This window comes from Cellulomonas sp. ATA003 (assembly GCF_031582905.1).
Taxonomy (GTDB): Bacteria; Actinomycetota; Actinomycetes; order Actinomycetales; family Cellulomonadaceae; genus Pengzhenrongella.
This window is the reverse complement of the sequence record NZ_CP133990.1, coordinates 628820-651232: the sequence shown is the minus strand read 5'-3', so window position 1 is coordinate 651232 and position 22413 is coordinate 628820. Positions and strand designations below refer to the sequence as shown.

The 22413-nt window shown below is 74.9% G+C and carries 16 protein-coding genes and 2 pseudogenes; 14 read left to right on the top strand and 4 right to left on the bottom strand.

Features of this window, described 5'->3' with window-relative positions:
- Window positions 1-693: a response regulator transcription factor gene (locus REH70_RS03315; RefSeq protein ID WP_310752234.1), complete on the bottom strand. Its 693-nt coding sequence runs from the start codon at window positions 691-693 to the stop codon at window positions 1-3.
- A 516-nt stretch (window positions 694-1209) separates the two neighbouring features.
- On the opposite strand from REH70_RS03315, the gene REH70_RS03310 reads away from it, so the two are divergent.
- From REH70_RS03310 to REH70_RS03280, 6 genes and pseudogenes are all read left to right on the top strand, one after another.
- Entirely contained in the window at window positions 1210-1806 is a 597-nt protein-coding gene (locus REH70_RS03310; RefSeq protein WP_310752232.1) for a histidine kinase dimerization/phosphoacceptor domain-containing protein, read from the top strand.
- The gene (locus tag REH70_RS03305; protein WP_396134719.1) at window positions 1755-2102 is read left to right on the top strand and encodes a sensor histidine kinase; all 348 of its coding nucleotides are present in this window, start codon (window positions 1755-1757) and stop codon (window positions 2100-2102) included. The genes REH70_RS03310 and REH70_RS03305 overlap by 52 nt, the downstream gene beginning before the upstream one ends.
- Window positions 2103-2200: 98 nt before the next feature.
- Entirely contained in the window at window positions 2201-2938 is a 738-nt protein-coding gene (locus REH70_RS03300) for a response regulator transcription factor (RefSeq protein WP_310752228.1), read from the top strand.
- Between the two features lie 135 nt (window positions 2939-3073).
- Window positions 3074-3928 (top strand): ABC transporter ATP-binding protein, encoded by an 855-nt coding sequence (locus tag REH70_RS03295; protein WP_310752226.1) that lies wholly within the window; start codon window positions 3074-3076, stop codon window positions 3926-3928.
- The gene (locus REH70_RS03290; protein WP_310752224.1) at window positions 3928-7233 is read left to right on the top strand and encodes an FtsX-like permease family protein; all 3306 of its coding nucleotides are present in this window, start codon (window positions 3928-3930) and stop codon (window positions 7231-7233) included. Before REH70_RS03295 ends, REH70_RS03290 begins: the two co-directional genes overlap by 1 nt.
- A 344-nt stretch (window positions 7234-7577) precedes the next feature.
- Window positions 7578-10966 (top strand): annotated as a pseudogene (locus tag REH70_RS03280) (FtsK/SpoIIIE domain-containing protein).
- Here REH70_RS03280 and REH70_RS03275 read toward each other — a convergent pair.
- Entirely contained in the window at window positions 10960-11307 is a 348-nt protein-coding gene (locus REH70_RS03275) for a hypothetical protein (RefSeq protein ID WP_310752220.1), read from the bottom strand. The pseudogene REH70_RS03280 and the gene REH70_RS03275 sit on opposite strands and share 7 nt — an antisense overlap.
- Before the next feature lie 382 nt (window positions 11308-11689).
- On the opposite strand from REH70_RS03275, the gene REH70_RS03270 reads away from it, so the two are divergent.
- Window positions 11690-11938 (top strand): WhiB family transcriptional regulator, encoded by a 249-nt coding sequence (locus tag REH70_RS03270; RefSeq protein WP_146906877.1) that lies wholly within the window; start codon window positions 11690-11692, stop codon window positions 11936-11938.
- A 40-nt stretch (window positions 11939-11978) separates the two neighbouring features.
- On the opposite strand, the pseudogene REH70_RS03265 reads toward REH70_RS03270, so the two are convergent.
- Window positions 11979-13441, bottom strand: a pseudogene (locus tag REH70_RS03265) (sensor histidine kinase).
- Window positions 13442-13579: 138 nt separating this feature from the next.
- Between REH70_RS03265 and REH70_RS03260 the strand changes: the two are divergent.
- The 7 genes from REH70_RS03260 (at window position 13580) to REH70_RS03230 (ending at window position 21266) form a co-directional block, all read left to right on the top strand.
- Window positions 13580-14080 (top strand): DUF2505 domain-containing protein, encoded by a 501-nt coding sequence (locus REH70_RS03260; protein ID WP_310752217.1) that lies wholly within the window; start codon window positions 13580-13582, stop codon window positions 14078-14080.
- A gap of 334 nt (window positions 14081-14414) precedes the next feature.
- Window positions 14415-15740 carry an ABC transporter substrate-binding protein gene (locus tag REH70_RS03255; protein ID WP_310752215.1) on the top strand — a complete coding sequence of 442 codons (1326 nt, stop codon included), beginning with the start codon at window positions 14415-14417 and terminating at the stop codon, window positions 15738-15740.
- 147 nt (window positions 15741-15887) lie between these two features.
- A complete protein-coding gene (locus tag REH70_RS03250) occupies window positions 15888-16892 on the top strand; it encodes a sugar ABC transporter permease (protein WP_310752213.1) in 1005 nt (334 codons plus the stop codon).
- Complete coding sequence (locus REH70_RS03245; RefSeq protein WP_310752211.1) at window positions 16889-17800, top strand: carbohydrate ABC transporter permease; 912 nt, start codon at window positions 16889-16891, stop codon at window positions 17798-17800. Before REH70_RS03250 ends, REH70_RS03245 begins: the two co-directional genes overlap by 4 nt.
- Window positions 17797-19344: a GH1 family beta-glucosidase gene (locus REH70_RS03240; protein ID WP_310752209.1), complete on the top strand. Its 1548-nt coding sequence runs from the start codon at window positions 17797-17799 to the stop codon at window positions 19342-19344. Before REH70_RS03245 ends, REH70_RS03240 begins: the two co-directional genes overlap by 4 nt.
- A gap of 306 nt (window positions 19345-19650) precedes the next feature.
- Entirely contained in the window at window positions 19651-20652 is a 1002-nt protein-coding gene (locus tag REH70_RS03235; protein WP_310752207.1) for a LacI family DNA-binding transcriptional regulator, read from the top strand.
- Window positions 20653-20735: 83 nt separating this feature from the next.
- Window positions 20736-21266 carry a TspO/MBR family protein gene (locus tag REH70_RS03230; protein WP_310752205.1) on the top strand — a complete coding sequence of 177 codons (531 nt, stop codon included), beginning with the start codon at window positions 20736-20738 and terminating at the stop codon, window positions 21264-21266.
- 208 nt (window positions 21267-21474) lie between these two features.
- Here the strand turns inward: REH70_RS03230 and REH70_RS03225 are convergent, their stop codons facing one another.
- Window positions 21475-22335, bottom strand: coding sequence for a hypothetical protein (locus REH70_RS03225; RefSeq protein WP_310752203.1), 861 nt, complete (start codon window positions 22333-22335; stop codon window positions 21475-21477).
- Window positions 22336-22413: the final 78 nt, after the last annotated feature.

Sequence of the window (22413 nt, the reverse complement as noted above, 5' to 3'; positions counted from 1 at the left end):
TCAGGCTGCCGCGTGGTCGCCGGTCTCGAACCGGAAGCCCATCCCCCGGACCGTCGTCACGTAGCGGGGGGCGTTGGCGTCGTCCCCGAGCTTGCGACGCAGCCAGGACACATGCATGTCCAGGGTCTTCGTCGACCCGGTCGGGTCGGTCCCCCACACCTCGCGCATGAGCGTCTCGCGGGCCACGACCGTCCCGGCGGCGGCGACGAGCACCCGCAGGAGGTCGAACTCCTTGGCGGTCAGGTGCAGCTCGCGGTCCGACTGGAACGCACGGTGCGCGGCGACGTCGACCCGGACGTCCTGCGCGTGCAGCTCGTCCTCGTCGACCGGCTCCTCGTGGGTGCGCCGCAGCAGCGCGCGGACCCGGGCGAGCAGCTCGGCGAGCCGGAACGGCTTGGTCACGTAGTCGTCGGCGCCGGCGTCGAGCCCGACGACCAGGTCGACCTCGTCGGCGCGTGCGGTGAGCACGAGCACCGGGGTGGTCAGGCCCTGGTTGCGGATCGCGCGGGCGACGTCGAGCCCGTCCATGTCCGGCAGGCCCAGGTCGAGCACCACGAGGTCCGCGGTCGCGGCATGGTCGACGGCGCCTTGACCGGTCCCTTGCACGATCACGTCATAGCCTTCACGGGACAGCGCGCGCGCCAAAGGCTCGGCAATCGCGGGGTCGTCCTCGGCCAGCAGTACCTGCGTCATTCCGCCATGCTAGGTCACGGGCCAGCCACGCGGGGGCGACCTGCGGTGTGATCATCCCACCGTACGAGCGTCCCCCGGGGACGGACCCGGCGCCGTGCCGGTCCCCCGCGGGCCGACGAACGGTGTCCGGCGGCCTGCCTAGGCTGGCGCCCATGGGCTGGTGGGAGCGGACGAACACGTGGCGTGACGACCACCCCCTGCTGCTCGACACCGCCGGCACCGCCGTGCTCGGACTGCTGGCCGTCTCCGCGGCCGGGCACGACACGTTCGCCCTCCGGCCCGGCCCCTGGGGCGCGATCTGGGCGATCGCCACGGTCGTGCCGCTGGCCTGGCGCCGGTCCCGACCCTCGCGTCCGCCGTCGCGGTCTACACGGTCGGGCTCCTGCACACCGTCCTGGGGTACCCGTTCCTGTTCCCCACCGACCTCGCCGTGCTGGTCGCGCTGTACTCCGTCACGGTGTACGGGCCCCGCTGGGCACACCGCGTGGCGGCGGCCGGGGGCTGCTGGGAGCGCTCGTGCTGGCTGCCGTGATCTCCGGCCTCACCGGGTACTACGACATCGTCGCGGCGGCCGGGATCGCCATGTTCGCCGGCGTCACCGTCGTCGCGGTCTGGGCCTCGGGGCTGGCCAAACGTGCGCGCCGGGAGACGCTGCTGGCCTGGCGGGACCGCGCCGAGCGGCTCGAGGTCGAGCGGGACCAGCAGGCGCGGATCGCGACCGCCGCCGAGCGGGCCCGGATCGCCCGGGAGATGCACGACATCGTCGCCCACTCGCTTTCGGTCGTCGTCGCGCAGGCGGACGGCGGGCGGTACGCCGCCCAGGCCGACCCCGACGCCGCCGGTCGCGCGCTGGGGACCATCGCGGAGACCGGGCGCGCGGCGCTCGCGGACATGCGGCGGCTGCTCGGCGTCCTGCGCACCGACGACGACGGCGACGCCGACGACGGGGGCGCGGCCGTGCTCGTGCCGCAGCCCGCCGACCAGGACGTCGAGCGCCTCGTGGAGACCATGCGGGACAGCGGGATGACCGTGTCGCTCGTCCGGATGGGGACCCCCGGACCCTGCCGCCCGGCGCCGGGCTCACCGCGTACCGGATCTGCCAGGAGTCGCTGACCAACGTCCTCAAGCACGCCGGGCCGGACCCGTCGGTGACGGTGCTGGTGCAGTGGTCGCCGTCGGCGCTCGTGCTCGAGGTGACCGACGACGGCCGGGGCGCGGCCGCCGTGAGCGACGGCGCCGGGCACGGCCTGACCGGCATGCACGAGCGGGCGGCGATGTTCGGCGGGACCGTCACCGCCGGCCCGCGCCCCGGCGGCGGGTTCCGCGTGCGCGCCAGGCTGCCGCTGCCGGCGGCCCTGCCGCCGGCCTCGCCCCCGGCCGAGCCCGTCGCCGGGTCGCCGACCGGGTGATCGCCGGGTCGCCGGGTCGCCGGGTCGCCGGCCGAACCGGGGCCGGCCGGACGGCGTCTGCCACCATGGCGGCGATCCCCGACCCGCAGGAGCCCGCCGTGACCACGCCGTACCCGACCGAGCCCGACGCCGCCCGCGCCCCCGGACCGGTCCGGATCGCCCTCGTCGACGACCAGGGGCTCGTGCGCGCCGGCTTCCGGATGGTCATCGACTCCCAGCCCGACCTCGAGGTCGTCATGGAGGCCGGGGACGGCCAGGAGGCGCTGCGGATGCTCACCGCGCCGGGCGCGGACGTCGACGTCGTCCTCATGGACGTCCGGATGCCGCGGATGGACGGGCTCGCGGCGACCGCGCAGCTGACCGCCGGCGCCGGCGCGGGCGGGCCGCGGGTCATCGTGCTCACCACCTTCGACCTCGACGAGTACGTGCTCGCCGCGATCCGCGCCGGTGCGAGCGGCTTCCTGCTCAAGGACGCCCAGCCTGAGGACATGCTCGCGGCCATCCGGACCGTCCACGCCGGCGACGCGGTCATCGCGCCGTCGAGCACGCGCCGCCTGCTCGAGCACCTCGTCACCGTGCTGCCGGACGAGGCCCACGACGACGGCGCCGGCGCGACCGCGCGGGCGGCGCTCGCCGAGCTCACCGACCGCGAGCGCGAGGTGCTCGTGCTCATGGCGCGGGGCCGGTCGAACACCGAGATCGGGCAGGACCTGTTCGTCGCCGAGGCGACCGTCAAGACGCACGTCGGACGGATCCTGGCCAAGCTCGGGGCACGCGACCGCGTGCAGGCCGTGGTCACGGCGTACGAGACCGGGCTGGTGCAGCCCGGCGGCTGACCGTCGGGCTGACCCCCGGGGGCGTGGTGTCCCCCGGGGATGACACCACGACCCGCCCCCAGCCCGATCCGCCCCGGGGTGGCCCGTCCGTAGCGTCGTCGTCGTCGCCCGACCCCGACCTGCAGGAGCATCCTCGTGGACACCACCGTGTACGTACCCCTCGACCGAACGACCGACGGACGCAGCACGTCCGGCTCCGGCTCGGCCGCCGAGCCCGCCGTCCGGGCCCGCTCGCTGAGCAAGGTGTACGGCGCCGGCGGCTCGGCCGTGCACGCGCTGGACGCCGTCGACGTCGACTTCGCGGCCGGAGCCTTCACCGCGATCATGGGCCCGTCCGGGTCCGGCAAGTCCACGCTCATGCACCTGCTGGCCGGGCTGGACAGCGCGACGTCCGGCAGCGCGTTCCTCGGCTCGACCGAGACGACGCGGCTGGGCGACTCCGAGCTCACCCGCCTGCGCCGCGACCGGATCGGCTTCGTGTTCCAGTCGTTCAACCTGCTGCCGATGTTCACCGCGGAGCAGAACATCCTGCTGCCGCTCGAGCTCGCCGGGACCAAGGTCGACGGCGGTGTCCGCGCCTGGTTCGACACCCTGGTCACCACGCTTGGTCTCAGCCAGCGGCTGACCCACCGGCCCGCCGAGCTCTCCGGCGGCCAGCAGCAGCGCGTCGCCATCGCCCGTGCCCTCATCGCCCGGCCCGAGGTCGTCTTCGCCGACGAGCCCACCGGGAACCTTGACTCGCGCTCCGGGGCCGAGGTGCTCAGCTTCCTGCGCCAGTCCGTCCGCGAGCTCGGCCGCACGATCATCATGGTCACGCACGACCCCGCCGCGGCCGCCTACGCCGATCGCGTCGTCCTGCTGGCCGACGGCCGGATCGCGGGCGACATCGTGGACCCCACCCCCGAGTCCGTGCTGGCCGGGCTCGACGCGCTGCGGGCGCTCGACGCGCCCGTGGCACCGGCCGACGGCACGGGTCGGGTGACCCGCTGATGCTGCGGCTCACCCTCGCCCAGATGCGGCGCAGCATCGGCCGCCTCGCCGCCGCCGGCATCGCGATCGCGATCGGCACCGCCTTCGTCGCCGCGACCCTCATCGCCGGCGCCGTCATCACCCGCACGAGCTATGACGCGCTCGCCGCGTCCTACGCCGACTCCGACCTCGTCGTCACCGGGCGGGACACGCTCACCCCGGACGTGCTCGACGCCGTCCGGGACACCGACGGCGTCGCGGCCGCCCAAGGGCAGCTCAGCTTCTACGTCGAGCTGGGCAACGGCTCACGGACCGTGGTCACCCCGGTCACCGCGGTCGCCGCCGACCCGCGCCTCGATGCGCAGACGGTCACCGACGGCCGGCCGCCGGAGCGCACCGGCGAGATCGCACTCCCGGGTCCGCTCGCCGAGCGGCTCGAGGTCACGGTGGGTGACACGCTCACCGCGTACCGCGGCGAGTGGGTCACCGCGACGCCCGCCGACGCCGGCGAGGAGCCCTCCGGCGACGTCGCCGCGGGCGACGCGGCCACCGAGGAGTCGTCGGCCCGCTGGGTCGAGCGACCCGAGGAGCTCGCGGTCGTCGGCCTGAGCAGCGACCCGGCCGGTGCGTTCGCGCAGTCCGGCGGCGCCGCGGTCCTCTCCGACGCCGAGCTCGCGCAGTGGGCGCAGGACGACATGATCGACGGCGAGGTCCTCTACGACGCCGTCGTCGTCGTGCTCGCCGAGGGTGCGGACGTCGAGGCGACCCGCAGCGCGCTCGCCGGCGTGGCGCCCGACTCGACCGTGCGGACCAAGGACGAGCAGGCGCAGGCCATGGCGGCCTCCCTGACCGACGGCTCCAACGTCCTCACCACGGTGGTCCTCGGCTTCGCCGCCGTCGCCCTGCTCGTGGCGGCGCTCGTCATCGCCAACACCTTCCAGGTGCTCATCGCCCAGCGCACCCGCACCCTGGCGCTGCTGCGCTGCGTCGGGGCGAACGCCGCCCAGCTGCGCCGCTCCGTGCTCCTCGAGGCGACCCTGCTCGGGCTCGCCTCGTCGCTGGCCGGGCTGCTGCTCGGGACCGGCGTCGGTCAGGTCGCACTCACCGTCCTGGGTCGCATGGAGCTCGACGTCCCCCTGCCGGCGGTCGTGTCCCTCACCCCGGCGGTCGTGCTCGTGCCGCTCGTGGTCGGCACGCTCGTCACCCTGCTCGCCTCGTTCGCCCCGGCCCGCGCCGCGACCCGCGTCGCCCCGCTCGCCGCGCTGCGACCGGCGGACGCCCCGACCGTCACCCATCGACGCAACCGACCCCGGCTCGTGCTGTCGACGCTCGCCACGCTCGGCGGGTTCGGCCTGCTGGCCGCGGCGGTCGTCCTGGGCCGGGTCACCGACCCGCTCATCGCCCTGGCGCTCGGCGTGCTCGGCGGAGCGATGTCCTTCGTCGGGGTCGTCGTCGGGTCGGTGTTCTGGCTGCCGCGGGTGGTCGCCCTGACCGGCCGCGCGTTCGGGCGCACCGGTCCGGCCGCCCGGCTCGCCGCGGCCAACACGGTCCGCAACCCGCGGCGCACCGCCGCCACGAGCACCGCGCTGCTCATCGGCGTCACGCTCGTGACCATGATGAGCACCGGCGCCGCGAGCGCCCGCGTCACGCTGAACGACGAGCTGAACGCCGAGTTCCCGGTCGACGTCATGGTCGGCGGGCTCTCGGACCGCACCGACGCCGGGACGCCGCCCGTGACCGAGTCCGTCCTGCGCACGGTGACCGGCGTCGACGGGGTCGAGACCGGCTCTCTGGTCGAGGAGGCCGTGCTGCTCGTCGGGCCGGAGGGTGGCGCGCAGGACGCGACCACGCTCGGGGCCCGGATCCTGGAGCCGACCCAGGTCGACACGCTCAGCCGCACCCCCCAGATGGCGGCCGGGCTCGCCGACTCCACGGTCGTCATGGCCCCGTGGGCGGCCGAGACGGCAGGCGTCGTCGACGGCGACACCGTCACGCTCGTCGCCACGCGCACCGACCCCGACACGGGGCTGGAGTCCACGGTGGGCACCGGCGTCCAGCGCACGGTCGTGGTGACCACGCTGAGCGGCGGCCTGATCGTCACCCCCGCCACCGCCGACGCGGTGGGCGCCACCGAGCGGTCGGTGACCGCATGGGCCCGTCTCGCGGACTCGGCCGACCCGGCGACGGTCGTCCCGGCGATCCAGGACGCGCTGGTCGACTCCCCGGTGATGGTGACCGGCGCGGCCGTGGAGCGCGCCATGTACGCGACGATCATCGACACCCTGCTCGCCGTCGTGGTCGGCCTGCTCGCGGTGGCCGTGGTCATCGCCCTCATCGGGGTGGCCAACACGCTCTCGCTGTCCGTCCTGGAGCGCCGCCGGGAGTCGGCGACGCTGCGGGTCATCGGGCTGTCCAAGCGGCAGCTGCGCGGGACCCTCGCCCTCGAGGGCACGCTGATCGCCGGCGTGGGTGCCGTGCTGGGCATCGTGCTCGGGGTCGCCTACGGCTGGGCCGGGGCGGTGACCGTGCTCGGGGTGATCGGCGACGTGCGCCTGGACGTGCCGTGGGGTCAGCTCCTCCTCGTGCTGGGCGTCTCGGTCGCCGCCGGGCTCATCGCCTCGGTGCTGCCGGGCCGGTCCGCGGCCCGCACCTCCCCGTGGCGGCACTCGCCGTCGACTGAGCGGGTCGCGACCGAGCGTCCGACCGGTGGGCCTGTGGAGCGGGGAGCGATCCCCACCCCACGGGCCCATCGGCGCGTCCGGGCCACGACGGCGGCGAGCGTCGGGCCATGCGGATCACCGTCGCCGGTCACCCCGGCGTGCCCGATGTCGACCTCGAGGTGCCCGACGACGTCCCGCTCGCGGCTCTGCGCCCGCACCTCGCACCGGCGACCGGGCGGCGCGAGCTCGCCGCGGTCGCCGGACGGTCGCCCCTGCCGCTCGCCGTCGACGACGTCGTGCTGGGCGACGACCAGCTCACGGGGCAGCCCCCGCTCGTCGCGGGGTGCGTGCTGCGGGTCGGTCCCGGTACGCGCGACCCGGACCGTGCGGCGCTGCGCTCCGGGTGGCACCTCGCGGTCGTCGCGGGCCCGGACGCCGGTGCGCTCGTCGCCCTCGACGGTCCGGTCGTCATCGGCCGGACCGGTGCGGTCGCTCGCCGGGGCCGAGGTCCCGCCCGGCTCGCGCTGGCCGACCCGGCCGTGTCCGCCGAGCAGGTCCGGGTGGACGTCGCGCGGGGCCCGGTGGTCACCGAGCTCGGGTCGCGCAACGGCACCGTGCTGGTGCGCCGTGGTCGGGCCCGGTTGCTGCGGAATCGATGGGCGGTGACGCGGGACCGGGTCGGTGCTCGAGGTGGCGCGCGGCTCGGGCGGCGCCCCGGCGGACGGGCACGCAGGCTGCGGGACGGCGACCGTCTCGTGCTCGGCCGGACGACCATCGAGGTCCGGGCGGCCGCATCCCCGGGTGCCGTGACCGGAGCCGGCGGCCGGGACGCCCGGGGAGCCGTACCACCCGGCGCCGGGTTCGGGTTCGGGGCCGGGGCCGGCGCCGACGACCCGGGCACCGGCGGAGCGCGACCGCAGCGAGCGCCCGCGCTGGGCGCCGGTGCGGTGCCCACCCTGGTCGCCCCCGCCGCGGGCGCGCTCGTCCTGGCCGCGGCGACCGGCAACCCGATGCTGCTCGGCCTCGCGGTGGTCGGTCCGCTGACCGCGCTCCTGACCAGCACGGCCGCCCGGTCGAGCGGACGAGCCGACCGGTGGCGCGCGCGACGGCCCGGCACCGGTCGGCGCGGGCACCGCGGTCCTGGCGACGTCGTGCTGCCCAACCCGGCCGACCTGCGCACGTGGGCGGTGCGCGCGGTCGACGAGGCGGCGCGGGGTCCGGTGGTCGAGGGGCGCACGGGTCACCCAAGTCGGGGCGCTCCTCGGCTCCGGAGCGGGCACCTGGGCGTCCTGGCGGCGGACGGGGGCGTCGCCGTCGTCGGTCCGCGCGGGGCGGCGCTCGGGGTGGCCCGGCTGCTGGTCTGCGACGAGCTCGCGGCCCACCACCCCCGGGCGCCGGACGTCCTCCGCCTGCAGGTGCTGCCCGCCGCGGGCGACCCGGACGCGTGGTCGTGGTGCCGGTGGGTCGACCCCGAAGAGCCCGGTCCACCGTCCCGGGGAGCCCCGACGCCGGACCGGCCGCGCGGGCTGCTCGTCGTCGACGGCCTGCGCGGTCCTCCGGACCGGTCCCGCGGTGGCGGCGGACGGGCCGAGGCTGCCGCCCGGGCGGCGTCGTCGGGCGACGCCGTCCTCGTCGTGGAGTCCGACCCGGGCCGGGTGCCGGCGTGGTGCACGACGGTCCTGCACGTGCCGGACGACGCCCCGACCGTGGTCGTGTCGCACGCGTCCCGCCCGGCGGCCGGGGTCCCGCTGCGCGGCGTGTCGCCGGCGTGGGCGGAGCGTCAGGCGAGACTGCTCACCGCCCTGCACCACCGGGCCGGTCGTGCGGCGTCCGGGGCGGGCGGCGGCGCCGTCCCGGAGGTGGTGGCGCTCGCCGACCTGCCGGGCATCCCGGCCCCCGACCCCGACGCCGTCCTGCGTCGTTGGGGCTCCGGCACGGGCCTGCGCGCCACGCTCGGCGCCGGTCCCGGCGGCGCCGAGGTCGAGGTCGACCTCGTCCGGGACGGTCCGCACGGGCTGGTCGCCGGCACCACGGGCGCCGGCAAGAGCGAGCTCCTGCAGACCTGGGTCCTGGCCCTGGCGCTGACGCACTCCCCGCCGACCTCGCGGTGCTGCTCGTCGACTACAAGGGCGGAGCGGGGCTGGGGGCGTGCGCCGGCCTGCCGCACGTCGTCGGGCAGGTCACCGACCTCGACCCGGCGAGTGCGTCCCGGGCGCTGACCGGTCTGCGCGCCGAGCTGCGCCGGCGCGAGCGGCTGCTCGCGGAGCACTGCGTCCCCGACCTGGTCACGCTGCGCACCCGGGCACCGGGCGCCGCCCCGCCCCGTCTGCTGGTCGTGGTGGACGAGTTCCGCGCGCTGGTCGACGACCTGCCGGGCTTCGTCCCGGGGCTGCTGCGGGTCGCCGCGCAGGGCCGGTCGCTCGGGGTCCACCTGCTGCTGGCCACGCAGCGACCGGGCGGTGCGGTCGGCCCCGACCTGCGCGCCAACCTCGGGGTCCGGATCGCCCTGCGCGTCATGGACGCCGCCGAGTCGGTCGACGTCCTCGACGTCCCCGACGCCGCGACCATCCCGCACCGGCTCGTCGGCCGCGCACTCGTCCGGCGGGGCTCCGCCGCCCCCGAGGTGGTCCAGGTCGCGCACGCCGGCACGGCCGCGCGCCCCCGCACGGTCGGGGTCCGGCGGGTGCCGGCCGGGGTCACCCTCGCGGTGGGCCCGGCCGCGGCCCCTGCGGCGGCGAGCCCGACGCGCGACGCGCCGGCCGGTGAGGGCACGGCGGCCCGGTGGGTCGCTGCCGCGTGTGCGGCGGCGCAGCGGCAGGGCCTGCCGCGCCCGCAGCCGCCATGGCTCCCGCCGTTGCCGGACCACCTCACGGCCGAGGCGCTCACGGAGGTCACCGCCCCGGCGGTCGACGGCCTTCCCTTCGCCCTCGCGGACCTGCCCGCCGAGCAGCGCCGCGCGGTCGTCACCTGGCGGCCGGCGCACGGTCCGCTGGTCATGCTCGGGACCGCCGCGTCGGGACGTACCGGCGTGCTGCGGATCCTGGCGGCGGCCGCGCTCGACCGGGGGTGGCACGTCCACGTGGTCACGTCGGGTGCCGAGGTCCTCGACGTCCGGCCGGGCCATCCCGGCGCCGGGACGACGGTCGGGGTCGACGACCCGCTGCGGCTCACCCGCCTGCTCCAGCGCCTCACGACCACCACCGGCGGACCACCACGGCTGCTCCTGGTCGACGGCGTCGAGGCGGCGCTCGCTGCGCTCGGCGCGGTCGCCCGGGGACGCGGGGCGGGCCTCCTGCTCGACCTCCTGCGCGACGGTCGACGCCACGGCGTGTCCGTCGCGGTGACCGCCGGCCCCGGCGTGCCGCAGGGGCTCGCCGGCCGGTTCACCGACCGCCTGGTGCTCGCGGTCGGCGATGCGGTCGCCGATGCGGTGGCCGGCGTCCCGGCGGCGCTGTCCGGCGGGCGCCGTGGTCCCGGGCGCGGGGTGTGGCTCCCCGGTGGCGCGCACCCGGACGCACCGCCCGGGGCCCCGGCCCACGGGACCCACACCGCCGACGGGAGCGGCGCCGCGCTGTGCCAGGTCGCCCTCCCGGGCGCACCGCCCGCGAGACGCCGCGTGCCACGCGTCGCGACGGACGCGGCCCGGCCGCCGACCCGCCTCGCGGCCGTACCGGCCGCCGTCACGTCGGCGGGCCTCGACCGCGCGATCGGCGACGCGGCGGCCCAGGGCGGCGGCGCGCCCGGGACGGCCGGCGACGACGTGCCCGTCGGGCTCGGTGGCGACGACGCCGGGGTCGTCCGGCTCCCGGTCGGCCGGGGAGCGCTCGTGGTCGGCCCGCCGGGGACGGGGCGCTCCACCGTGCTCGCCGAGGTCGCCCGGCGCCTGCTCGACGACGGCCGTCGGGTGGTGCTCGTCGCGCGCGACGGACCGGTCCGTCGCCTCGGTGACCTCCGCGCACCCACGCGGACGTGCGGGCACAGCCGCACCGCGCTCGACCGTGCCCTCGACGACGCGCTGCGTCCGGACGAGGCCGACGTCACCGCGCCGGGTCGCCCCGTCGTCGTCGTCGACGACCTCGACCTCCTCGAGCAGCTCACGCCCGGTGGCTCACAGCGCCTGGCCGACCTCACGAACCCCGGGCCCGACGACGACACCGCCCCCCGGGTCGCCGTCGTCGCCTCCGTCACGACCGGCGCCGCCACCGTCGCCTTCCGGGGACTCGTCGCGACGCTGCGGGCCGGCCGCTGCGGCGTGGTCCTCGACCCGGGTGAGCCGGGCAGCGGCGAGGCGTTCGGCGTCGACCTGTCGTGGGTCACGGACCCGGCGCGACGGCACGTCCCGGGCTCGGGCGCCGTCGTCCGCGGACGCGACGTCGTGCCGCTGCAGGTCGCCTACTGAACCGCCGTCCACTCCACCACCGGGCGCAGCAGCAGACCGACCGCCACCACGAGTGCGACGACGAGGACGGCGACCACCCACGCGGCGGGATCGGCCCCGAGCCAGCCGACGGACATGACGACGAGGAGGACCTGCCACGTCATGATCGGGGACCGCGCCCACCGCCGCCCGGACCACAGCCCGCGCACCGCGGCCACGAGCACCGCCGCGACGCCGGCCGCGAACAGCGCGAGGAAGACCGTCGCGCCCGGCAGCTGGCTCGCGCCGCGCACGAGGTCGACGACCCACGCGCCGGCGAGCCCGATCAGCAGGCCCGCCTCGAGCAGGACGAGCGTGCCCACCACGACGACCGTGGCCGGGCGGCGTGACCGGGGGCTGTCATCGGCTGTGACCGGCGTCGGGCGCGCGCCCCGACCGCGAGCCGCCGTCGTCTCGCGGCGCTTGTCGGGCCGGACAGCGCCACGCGCCGGCGGGCCCGTCGGGCGGGGGCGGCCTGAGGAAGTCACAAGCCGACGGTACGCGCGGGGCAGGAGTGGCCGCACGCTGCAGAACCACAGGTCACCGGTGTGATCAAGGCCTCAGGCTTCACCGGCCGGAAACCTGGGCGTCACCCCTTGTGCGTCGGCCGGGCAGATGTGAACCTATTCAGAGTTTGTTCATTCCCTCAAACCGAGCCGCCAGTCCCTGCCCCGGGACGGGCTCGACGTGTGCCTAGGAGCTGTCATGGATTGGCGCCACCGCGCTGCATGCCTGGACGAAGACCCGGAGCTGTTCTTCCCGATCGGGAACACCGGACCCGCCCTGCTGCAGATCGACGACGCGAAGGCCGTCTGCCGTCGTTGCCCCGTCGTCGACACGTGCCTGAAGTGGGCACTGGAGTCCGGGCAGGACGCCGGCGTCTGGGGTGGGCTGTCCGAGGACGAGCGCCGCGCGCTCAAGCGCCGCACGGCCCGTCAGCGCCGCGCGAGCTGAACCCTCGGAGGCCCGGACGACGCCGTCGTCCGGGCCTTCGTCATGTCTGCGGGGTGCGCAGCCGCACGTCGACGACGACCTGCGTCCCGCCGCCGTCGCGCGGCAGCCACTCGATCGACCCCCAGCTCGTTCTTCACCAGGGTCGACACGATCTGCGTGCCGAGCCCGGTGCCCGCACCCTCCCGGGCGTGAGCCCCACGCCGTCGTCGGCCACCACGACGCACAGCGACTGACCCTCGCGCGTCGCGGTGATCTCCACGGTCCCCCCGTCGGTGCTCGACAGCCCGTGCTCCACGGCGTTCGTGACGAGCTCGGTGAGCACGAGCGCCAGGGCCGTCGCGTCCTCCGCGGGCACCAGCCCGAACGTGCCCGCGCTGCGGGTGCGGACGTGCCCGCCCGCCGAGGCGACGTCGGCGGTCAGCCGCAGGCTGCGCCCCATGAGGTCGTCGAACGGCACCGCCTCGTCGAGGGTCTGCGAGAGGGTCTCGTGCACGAGCGCGATGGTCGCCACGCGGCGCATCGCCTCCTCGAGCGCGTCCTTCGCCTCAGGCGACGTCATCCGGCGGGCCTGGAGCCGCAGCAGCGCCGCGACCGTCTGCAGGTTGTTCTTGACCCGGTGGTGGATCTCCCGGATGGTCGCGTCCTTCGTGATGAGCTCGCGCTCCCGGCGCCGCAGCTCGGACACGTCGCGGCACAGCAGGACGGCGCCGATCCGCTGGCCGTTCTCGGTCAGCGGGACCGCCCGCAGCGACAGGCACACCCCGTGCGCCTCCAGGTCCGTGCGCCACGGCGCGCGACCCATCACCACCAGCGGCATCGACTCGTCCACCGGGGACTGGTGCTCGACGAGGTCCGTGGTGACCTCGATGAGGGACCGTCCCACCAGACTGCCCATGACCCCGAAGCGGTGGAAGCAGCTGAGCGCGTTCGGGCTCGCGTAGAGGACCTCGCCCTCGGAGTTAAGGCGGATGAGGCCGTCACCCACGCGCGGCGCACCGCGCCGGGAGCCGGTCGCGGAGTTCGCGAGCGGGAACTCGCCGCGACCGACCATGCCCATGAGGTCGTCGGCGGCCTCGATGTAGTTGAGCTCCAGCCGGCTCGGCGTGCGCGCTCCCCGAGGTTGGTCTGGCGCGCGACGACCGCGATCGCGCGCCCCTGCCGGACGACCGGCATGGCCTCCTCGCGGACGGCGTAGGAGCCGAACCAGCGCGGCTCGCGCGAGCGCTGCGGCCGCAGCTCGGTCAGCGCGGCCTGGAGCTGCGGGCGCTGCCCCTCGGGTGCGCTCGACCCGACGATGTCGTCGTAGTGCACGGTCGCGCCCGTGCTGGGTCGGCACTGCGCGATCGCGACGAAGTCACCCGCCCGGGTCGGCAGCCACAGCACGAGGTCGGCGAAGGCGAGGTCGGAGACGACCTGCCAGTCCCCCACGAGCAGGTGCAGCCACTCGACGTCGGCGGGCGCCAGGTCGGCGTGGCGGGTGACGAGGTCGCTCAGCGTGGACACACGCGCCAGCCTAGGCGCGGTGCGTCCCGCCGCTCGCCGACCGCCCCCACGGGGGCGCACGCGGGCTGCGGACGATAGCCTCGGGCGACCGGAGAGATGCCGGCGCCGGCTCCGGCCGCGCCCGAGGGGAGGTCCACCGTGCACGTCCGAGTGCAGCTGCGCTACGCCGCCGAGCCGTCCGCCGTCGCCGCGATGCTCGCCGACCCGACCTACGCGCGGACCCGGGTCGAGGCCAGCGGCGCCACGGTCGAGCAGGCCGACGTCACCGGGCGGGCCGACGGCGCCTTCACCGTCACCACCCGACGCTCGGTGCCGACCGACCAGATCCCCGCGCAGGCCCGCTCGTTCGTCGGCTCGACCCTCGAGGTGCGCCAGGTCGAGGCCTGGGAGGCACCCGAGTCCGGTGCCCCGCGACCGGGGACCGTCGTCGTCGAGATCAGCGGTGTGCCGGTGCGGCTGACCGGCACCGTGTCCCTGGAGCCGGACGGCGCCGGGCACACCACCCTGACGTACGACGGTGACCTCAAGGCGTCGATCCCGCTGTTCGCGTCGGCGGTCGAGAACGCCGCGGCGGGTGCCGTCCGGTCGGCGCTCGAGGCGGAGCAGGACGCCGGCGCGCGCTGGCTCGCGACGCACTGACCCGGGCTCGTCCACCCGCTCGACCCCAGCCTCCGCGCGCGCCGAACACGTCGCTCCACGATAACGATCAGGTAACACTCCCGGCTGCCCGAGGCGCTGACCTGCAGTGACGCCCGATGGGACCGCTACCACCCGGTGTGATGGTTGACACGTCGACATGCGCCCCGCCACCATCGCATCACGGCATGGAACCGCTCCCGCACATCATGGTGGGAGCGCTTCCTGCTCGGGTCCAGCGACCCGGTCGGGCGCCCTCTGCGGTCTCGACACAGCACGGTCTCGACACAGCACCGGGCACGGCGAGGACGCCGCCCACGACGACAAGGGAGTCACAGTGCGCAAGAGCACGAACAAGACGTGGGCGCTCATGGCCGGGGTCTCCGGCATCGCCCTCCTGACCACCGGATGCGGCGGCGCCGCCGCGGGCGACACGAGCACGGACGCGGGCAGCAGCGGCGGCAGCGGCAGCACGAGCAGCGACGAGAACATCACGCTGACCATCGCGACCTTCAACGAGTGGGGCTACGAGGAGCTGCTCACCGAGTACGAGGAGCTCAACCCGAACATCACGGTCGAGCACAAGCGGGCGGCCACCTCCGACGAGGCCCGCGCGAACCTCACGACCCGCCTGGCCGCCGGCTCCGGCCTGTCCGACATCGAGGGTGTGGAGGTGGACTGGCTGACCGAGTTCATGCAGTACCCCGACATGTTCCACGACCTGGCCGACCCCGAGCTCGACGGCCGCTGGTTCGACTGGAAGGTCGAGGCGGCCACGAGCGAGGACGGGCAGCTCTTCGGCTACGGCACGGACGCCGGCCCGGAGGGCGTCTGCTACCGGCGCGACCTGTTCGAGGCAGCCGGCCTGCCCACCGACCGCGACGAGGTCGCCGCCCTGCTCGAGGGTGACTGGGACCGCTACTTCGAAGTCGGCCGCGAGTTCGTCGCGAACTCCGACGCCGCCTGGTTCGACTCGGCCGGCGCGACCTACCAGGGCATGATCAACCAGGTCGAGAACCCCTACGAGGAGGACGACGGCACGGTCATCGGCATCGACCACGCCGACGTCAAGGACATCTACGAGCAGGTCCTGTCGGCCTCGGTCGACGACGGCCTGTCCGCCAACCTCAAGCAGTGGGAGCCCGACTGGAAGGCCGGCTTCCAGAGCAACGCGTTCGCCACGCAGCTCTGCCCGGGGTGGATGCTCGGCATCATCGAGGGCAACTCGGCGGGCGTGACCGGCTGGGACGTCGCTGACGTCTTCCCCGGCGGCGGCGGCAACTGGGGCGGCTCGTACCTCACCGTGCCCACGCAGACCGAGCACCCGGAGGAGGCCAAGGCCCTGGCCGCGTGGCTGACGGCTCCGGAGCAGCAGATCAAGGCGTTCCAGGCCAAGGGCACGTTCCCGAGCCAGGTCGACGCGCTCGACAGCGAGGACCTGCTGGGCACGACCGACCCGTTCTTCAACGACGCCCCGACCGGTCAGATCCTCGCCAACCGCGCCGAGGCCATCACCGCCTCGCCGTTCAAGGGTGCGAACTACTTCGCGATCCACAGCACCGTCTCCGACGCGATCGACCGCGTGGACGTCGCCAAGACCGACGACGCCGCGTCGTCGTGGCAGAAGGCCCTGGACGACTTCGCGGCCCTCGGCCTGGAGTGAGCGACGGCCGGACCGGGTGGGCCAGGCGCCCACCCGGTCCGGCCCATCCGCCCGGTCCGACCGGGCCCGCCGGCCGCGACCCGTGGCCGCACCGCCGTGCGCGCCAGCCGGCCGACCACCGTCGCTCGCCCCGTCCCCAGGAGACCCATGTCCGTCCTCGCACCGCCGAAGCCCAGCCGGGCCGCGCCGGCGCCCCGTGAGCCACGCCGTCTCGGCTTCAGCCAGCGTGCGGGCCGTTGGGACGTCAAGCTCTCGCCCTACCTCTACATCTCACCGTTCTTCGTGCTGTTCGCGGTCACGGGCCTGTTCCCGCTCGCGTACACCGCGTACGTGTCGGTCCACGACTGGAACCTCATCGGTGGCCAGGGCGACTTCGTCGGCATGGCCAACTTCGCCGACGTCGTCCAGCAGCCGCGGTTCATGACGGCGCTGCGCAACACGTTCAGCATCTTCCTGCTGTCCTCCGTGCCGCAGGTGCTCGCCGCGATCGTCATCGCCGCGGTCCTGGACGCGAACCTGCGGGCCCGGACGTTCTGGCGGATGGGCGTGCTGCTCCCCTACGTGGTGGCGCCCGTCGCCGTCTCCCTCATCTTCTCAAAGCTCTTCGCCGACGAGTCCGGCCTGATCAACGCGGTGCTCGGCGGTCTGGGGATCGACGCGATCCGCTGGCACGCCGACGTCCTGGCCAGCCACGTCGCCATCTCCTCGATGGTCAACTTCCGCTGGACCGGCTACAACGCGCTCATCTTCCTGGCCGCGATGCAGGCGATCCCGCGCGACCTGTACGAGGCCGCGGTGCTCGACGGCGCGGGCCGCGTGCGCCAGTTCTTCTCCATCACGGTGCCGATGCTGCGCCCGACGATCATCTTCATCGTCATCACCGCGACCATCGGCGGCCTGCAGATCTTCGACGAGCCGCGCATGTTCGACCAGCTCGGCCAGGGCGGCTCCGACCGCCAGTGGATGACCGTGACCATGTACCTGTACGAGCTCGGGTGGGGCTCGCAGAAGAGCTTCGGCAAGGCGGCCGCGGTCGCCTGGATCCTGTTCCTCATCATCGTGGTCATCGGACTCATCAACTTCGCCATCACCCGCCGGATCTCGTCGGCGTCCTCGGCGCCCAAGCCGGTCACGTCAGGAGGCAAGCGATGACCACCTCGGTCCCCATGATCGCCCAGACCGCCGGGGCGGGCGCCGCGCGCGCCGCCGCCCGCAAGCGCGGTCTGGACGGCGGAGCCAACCGCCGTCCGGGGTGGGTCACCTACGGCCTCCTCGGCCTGGTGCTCGCCATCGGCGCCTACCCCATCTACTACGCGATCCTGCTGGCGTCGTCGGACGCCGTGACGATCGCGCAGAACCCGATCCCCGCGCTGCTGCCCGAGGGCAACTTCTTCACCAACATCGGCCGGGTCATCAACTCGGACATCCGGTTCTGGCCGGCGCTGATCAACAGCGTCATCGTCTCGGTGGTGACCGCGCTGTCGGTCGTGGTGTTCTCCACCCTCGCCGGGTTCTCGTTCGCCAAGCTGCGGTTCCGCGGTCGCGGCCCGCTGCTCGTCTTCGTCATCGCGACCATGGCCGTCCCGACCCAGCTCGGCATCGTCCCGCTGTTCATCGTGATGTCCGAGCTGAACCTCACCGGCAAGCTCGCGGCCGTGATCATCCCGGGGATGGTCACCGCGTTCGGGGTGTTCTGGATGACGCAGTACCTCGAGTCGGCGCTGCCGTACGAACTCATCGAGGCGGCCCGCGTCGACGGCTGCTCGATGATCCGCACGTTCTGGCACGTGGCCATGCCGGCCGCGCGGCCCGCCGCGGCGATGCTCGCGCTGTTCACCTTCGTCGGGTCCTGGACCAACTTCTTCTGGCCCTTCATCGTCCTGGGCCCCAGCAACCCGACGCTCCCCGTGGCGCTGCAGCTGCTGCAGGCCTCGTACTTCCAGGACTACTCGTTGATCATGGCCGGCGTCGTCGCCTCGACGATCCCGCTGATCCTCGTCTTCATCGTCGCGGGCAAGCAGCTCGTGACCGGAATCATGCAAGGAGCGGTCAAGGGATGATCACCACCACGGCGACCACGCCGGACCTCCTGGTCGGCCCCGGCGTCCGGCTCGACCCGGGCCCGCTGACCTTCCCGCCCGGCTTCCTGTGGGGCGCGGCGACCGCGGCCTACCAGGTCGAGGGCGCGGCTCACCGCGACGGTCGGACCGACTCCATCTGGGACACCTTCGCCCGCGTGCCGGGCGCCGTCCTCGACGCCCACGACGGCGAGGTCGCGTGCGGCCACTACGATCGGTTCCGTGACGACGTCGCGCTCATGCGGGGCCTCCACCTCGGCTCCTACCGGTTCTCCACCTCGTGGGCCCGCGTGCGCCCCGACGGCGGCGCGCCCAACGCCGCAGGGCTGGACTTCTACTCCCGGCTCGTCGACGAGCTGCTCGAGGCCGGCATCGCGCCGTGGCTCACGCTGTACCACTGGGACCTCCCCCAAGCCCTCGAGGACCGCGGCGGCTGGGCCAACCGCGACACCGCCTACCACTTCGCCGAGTACGCCGCCACGATGCACGACGCCCTCGGTGACCGGGTCGGCGTGTGGACCACGCTGAACGAGCCGTGGTGCTCGGCGTTCCTCGGCTACACCGGCGGGATCCACGCCCCCGGGCGGCAGAGCCGCGAGGACGGGCTGGCCGCGGCTCACCACCTGCTCCTCGCCCACGGGCTGGCCGTCGAGACGCTGCGGTCGCGCGATGCCGACCTCGACCTGGGCATCACCCTCAACTTCACCGTCGCCGACCCCGCCGACCCCCAGGACCCGGCCGACGTCGACGCCGCCCGACGCATCGACGCGCAGTTCAACCGGATCTTCCTCGACCCGATCATCCGCGGGGAGTACCCCGAGGATCTCCTTGCGGACGTCGCCCCGTACGGGCTGCTGGATCACGTCCGCGACGGGGACCTCGCCCTCATCTCGGCCCCCATCGACGCGCTCGGCGTGAACTACTACCACGGCGAGGTCGTCGGTTCGCAGCCCGCGCCGGGCGCGCGGCAGGGAGCCGCACCGGTCGCGCGGGCCACGTCCAGCCCGTACCCGGCGGCCGACGGCGTGCACAACCACCCCCGCGGACTGCCGGTCACGTCGATGGACTGGGAGGTCCAGCCCGAGGGCCTCACCCGGTTGCTGCTGCGCCTGCAGCGCGACTACACCGGCCCGGCCGGCGTCGCGCTGTACGTCACGGAGAACGGCGCCGCCTACGACGACGTCCCGGACACCACGGGCTTCGTGCAGGACGACGAGCGCCTGCGCTTCTTCGACCTGCACCTGCGCGCGGTGCACGCCGCGATCGACGAGGGCGCCGACGTCCGCGGCTACTTCGCGTGGTCCCTCATGGACAACTACGAGTGGGCGTGGGGCTACCACAAGCGGTTCGGCATCGTGCGGGTCGACTACGACACCCTCGAGCGCACCCCCAAGGCGAGTGCTCGCTGGTACGCGGAGGTCGCCCGGGACAACGCGCTGCCGTCGCTCGCTTCGCTTCCCCACGTGCCCGGGCTGCCCGGGCTGTCCGGCCCCGCGGAGCCGTCCGTGCTTGCCGGGTCGAACTGACGGGGGCGGGGCGGTGCTCGACCACGGCCGACGTGCCGCCCCCTCCCGTCCGTCGTCGGGCGTACGGGTGCGGCCCCGCTCGACTCATCCACCGGACCGACCCCACCCGGATCGCTCACCGCAGCGCCACCCATCAGCCCACCCACGGGATCGATCCCACCCAACCCGCTCACCGCAGCACCCCTCATCAGCTCACCCACCGGACCGACCACGGCCGACGCGAGGAACGGCGTCCCGCAGCGCTTCGGTATCCTCGCGATCACCCGCAGGACGTCCGGTCCAGCGCCCGACCCGGAGGTGGCGGCCATGGCCGACAGCACGGTCACCACCTCGCCCCGGCGGCGCGCCGGAGCACCCACGCTCGAGGAGGTCGCCGAGCTCGCCGGGGTCTCCCGGTCGACCGCGTCGCGTGCGATCAACGGTGGCCTTCGGGTGTCCCCGGAGGCCCAGGCGTCCGTCGACGCCGCGATCGCCCAGCTCGGATTCACCCCGAACCGGGCCGCGCGGTCCCTGGTCACGCGCCGCAGCGACTCGGTGGCGCTCGTCGTCCCCGAACCCGACGAGCGGGTGCTCACCGATCCCTTCTTCGCCGGAACGCTCAACGGGCTCTCCGGCGCGCTGGCACCCACGGACCTGCAGCTGGTGCTGCTCATCGTCCGTCCCGGTGACAACGCCCGGGCCACCCGGTACCTGCGCAACGGGCACGTGGACGGCGCGATCGTCGTGTCCCACCACCAGGACAACGCCCTCGACCGCGCGCTGGCCGACTCGCATCTGCCCCACGTCTTCGTCGGTCGCCCGCTGGAGGGCGACCGCGAGGTCCGCCACGTCGACCTCGACAACCGGCTCGGCGGCCGGATCGCCACCGAGCACCTCGTGTCGCATGGCCGCCGACGCATCGGGACCCTTGCCGGCCCGCAGGACATGGCCGCGGGTCTCGACCGCCTCGTCGGCTGGCACGACGCGCTCCGAGCGGCCGGGCTGCCCGACGACGCGGTCGCCACCGGCGACTTCACCGTCGCCGGCGGCGCCGCCGCCGCCACCGAGCTGCTGGACCGCCACCCGGACATCGACGCGCTGTTCGCCGCCTCCGACCTCATGGCGGTCGGCGCCCTGAGCGTGCTCGCCGAGCGCGGCCTGACCGTGCCCGACGACGTCGCCGTCGTGGGGTACGACAACCTGGGCGTCGCTGAGTCCACCAAGCCGCCCTTGACCACGATCACGAACCCGGTCGTCGCGATGGCTCGCCGGGCCGGGCAGATGCTGGTCGACCAGCTCGCCGGGTCCCTCTCCCGACCGAGCCGGTGATCTTCTCCCCGGAGCTCGTCGTGCGGCAGTCCGGCTGACTCCCGCGGGTGGCGAGCACCGCCGTCCGGCGTAGCGTGCTCGCCATGGACCTCGCACTGGACGTCAGGCCCGACGCGACCACCGAACGCCGCCGCCTCCGAGCGCGGCCGCGCCGCCGACACGCTGTGCTCGTCGGCGCTGCGGTCGCTGCGGCTGCCGCAGCCGGCTCGGCCGGGGTGCGGGCGAACAGCCCGTGGTTCCGCTCGCTCGACAAGCCGTCCTGGTACCCACCCCAGGCCGCGTTCCCGATCGTGTGGACGGCGCTGTACGGCGCGATCGCCTGGTCGTCGACGCGCGCCCTGAACCGGGCACCCGCCAGCCGACGAGCGGACATCGCGACGACGCTCGGCACCAACCTCGCGCTCAACGCAGGCTGGACCTGGGCCTTCTTCCGCGCCGAGCGCCCGGGGCTCGCGGTCGGTGAGGCGCTCGCGCTCGACGCGTCGACGATCTCCCTCATCCGCACGGTCGGTCGGCACGACCGTGCCGCCGCAGCCGTCCTCGTCCCGTACCTCGCCTGGAACGTCTTCGCCACGGCGCTGACCGAGAACATCTGGTTCCGCAACACACCCTGATCCCCCGCCCTCCCCCGCCCCGCCCCGCGCCCCGCACCGTCCGCGTACCGGCCGCTTCCCGGTCGGCCGGTGACCCGACCCTCTGCCTCGCGACGCGGCGGTCGCACTCGTCCGCGTCCTCGACGGCGTGCGCGCCTCGACCGCGACGAACCCCGACCGGGTGCGAACGGGTGCGGCCGCCGGGGACACCGCCTCCTCACCCGTCTGCTCATGACGGTGCCGTCCCGAGGTAGAAGGAGGGCACTCTCGCGCCCGTGAACGGGTCGGTCGTCCACTCGATGTCCGCTTCCGACTCGTGCTTTGGCACCGCTGAGGACCTCGTCGGCGCGCTCGCCCAGGGGGCAAGTGGCGGGTCGGCGGGCGGCTCGGGCCGCGCGACGGGAGGCGAGGCGGCGTCGGCTCGTACGAGCTCCGGGCCAGACTTGGCGGCGCCGTTGTGCGCGCCGACGAGTCGTCCGGTGCGGTCGCGGAACTCGTAGGTCACCCGTGCGAGCGGTCTCGGCGGAGCGGCACCGGCGCAGGGTGGAGGACCGGCCGGTGCGGCACCGGCGCAGGGTGGAGGACCGGCCGGTGCGGCGCCGGCGCAGGGTGGAGCACCGGGTGATGCAGCGCCGGCCCGGGGTGGTGCAGCGCCCGCCCAGCGTGGGGAACCGGGGCGGGGCGGTCCTTCACCCGGCGGCCGGCTCAACGCCGTCGCAGCCACCGGCGGAGCGGCGGGCACGCGGGTGATGGTGAGGTCGCGTCGGTGGGTCTCGTGGTGGTGGAACGAGCACAGGGGGACGCCGTTGTCGGCAGAGGTGGGCCCGTCGTCGCGGTCCCACCAGGCGATGTGGTGGATCTCGCACCACCGGCCCGGTGCGTGGCACGAGGGCCACCCGCACTCTCGGTCGCGGGCGATGATCGCCTTGCGCAGCGCCCCGGTGAACAACCGCTGGGTGCGACCCAGGTCCAGCAGCTCGCCGTGGGCGTCGATGACGACCCTGGTGATGTCGCAGTCGCACATCGCCGCGGCGAGCTCGGTGACCGGGACGGGGGTGCCGTCCTCCAGGGTCGCCGGCGGGTAGCTCACCGGGGCGGTCGTGGCCGATGGGGTGACCGAGTCGCCGGCGGAAGCCCCCGCGCCCGAGGGCGCATCGCCGGTGTCCAC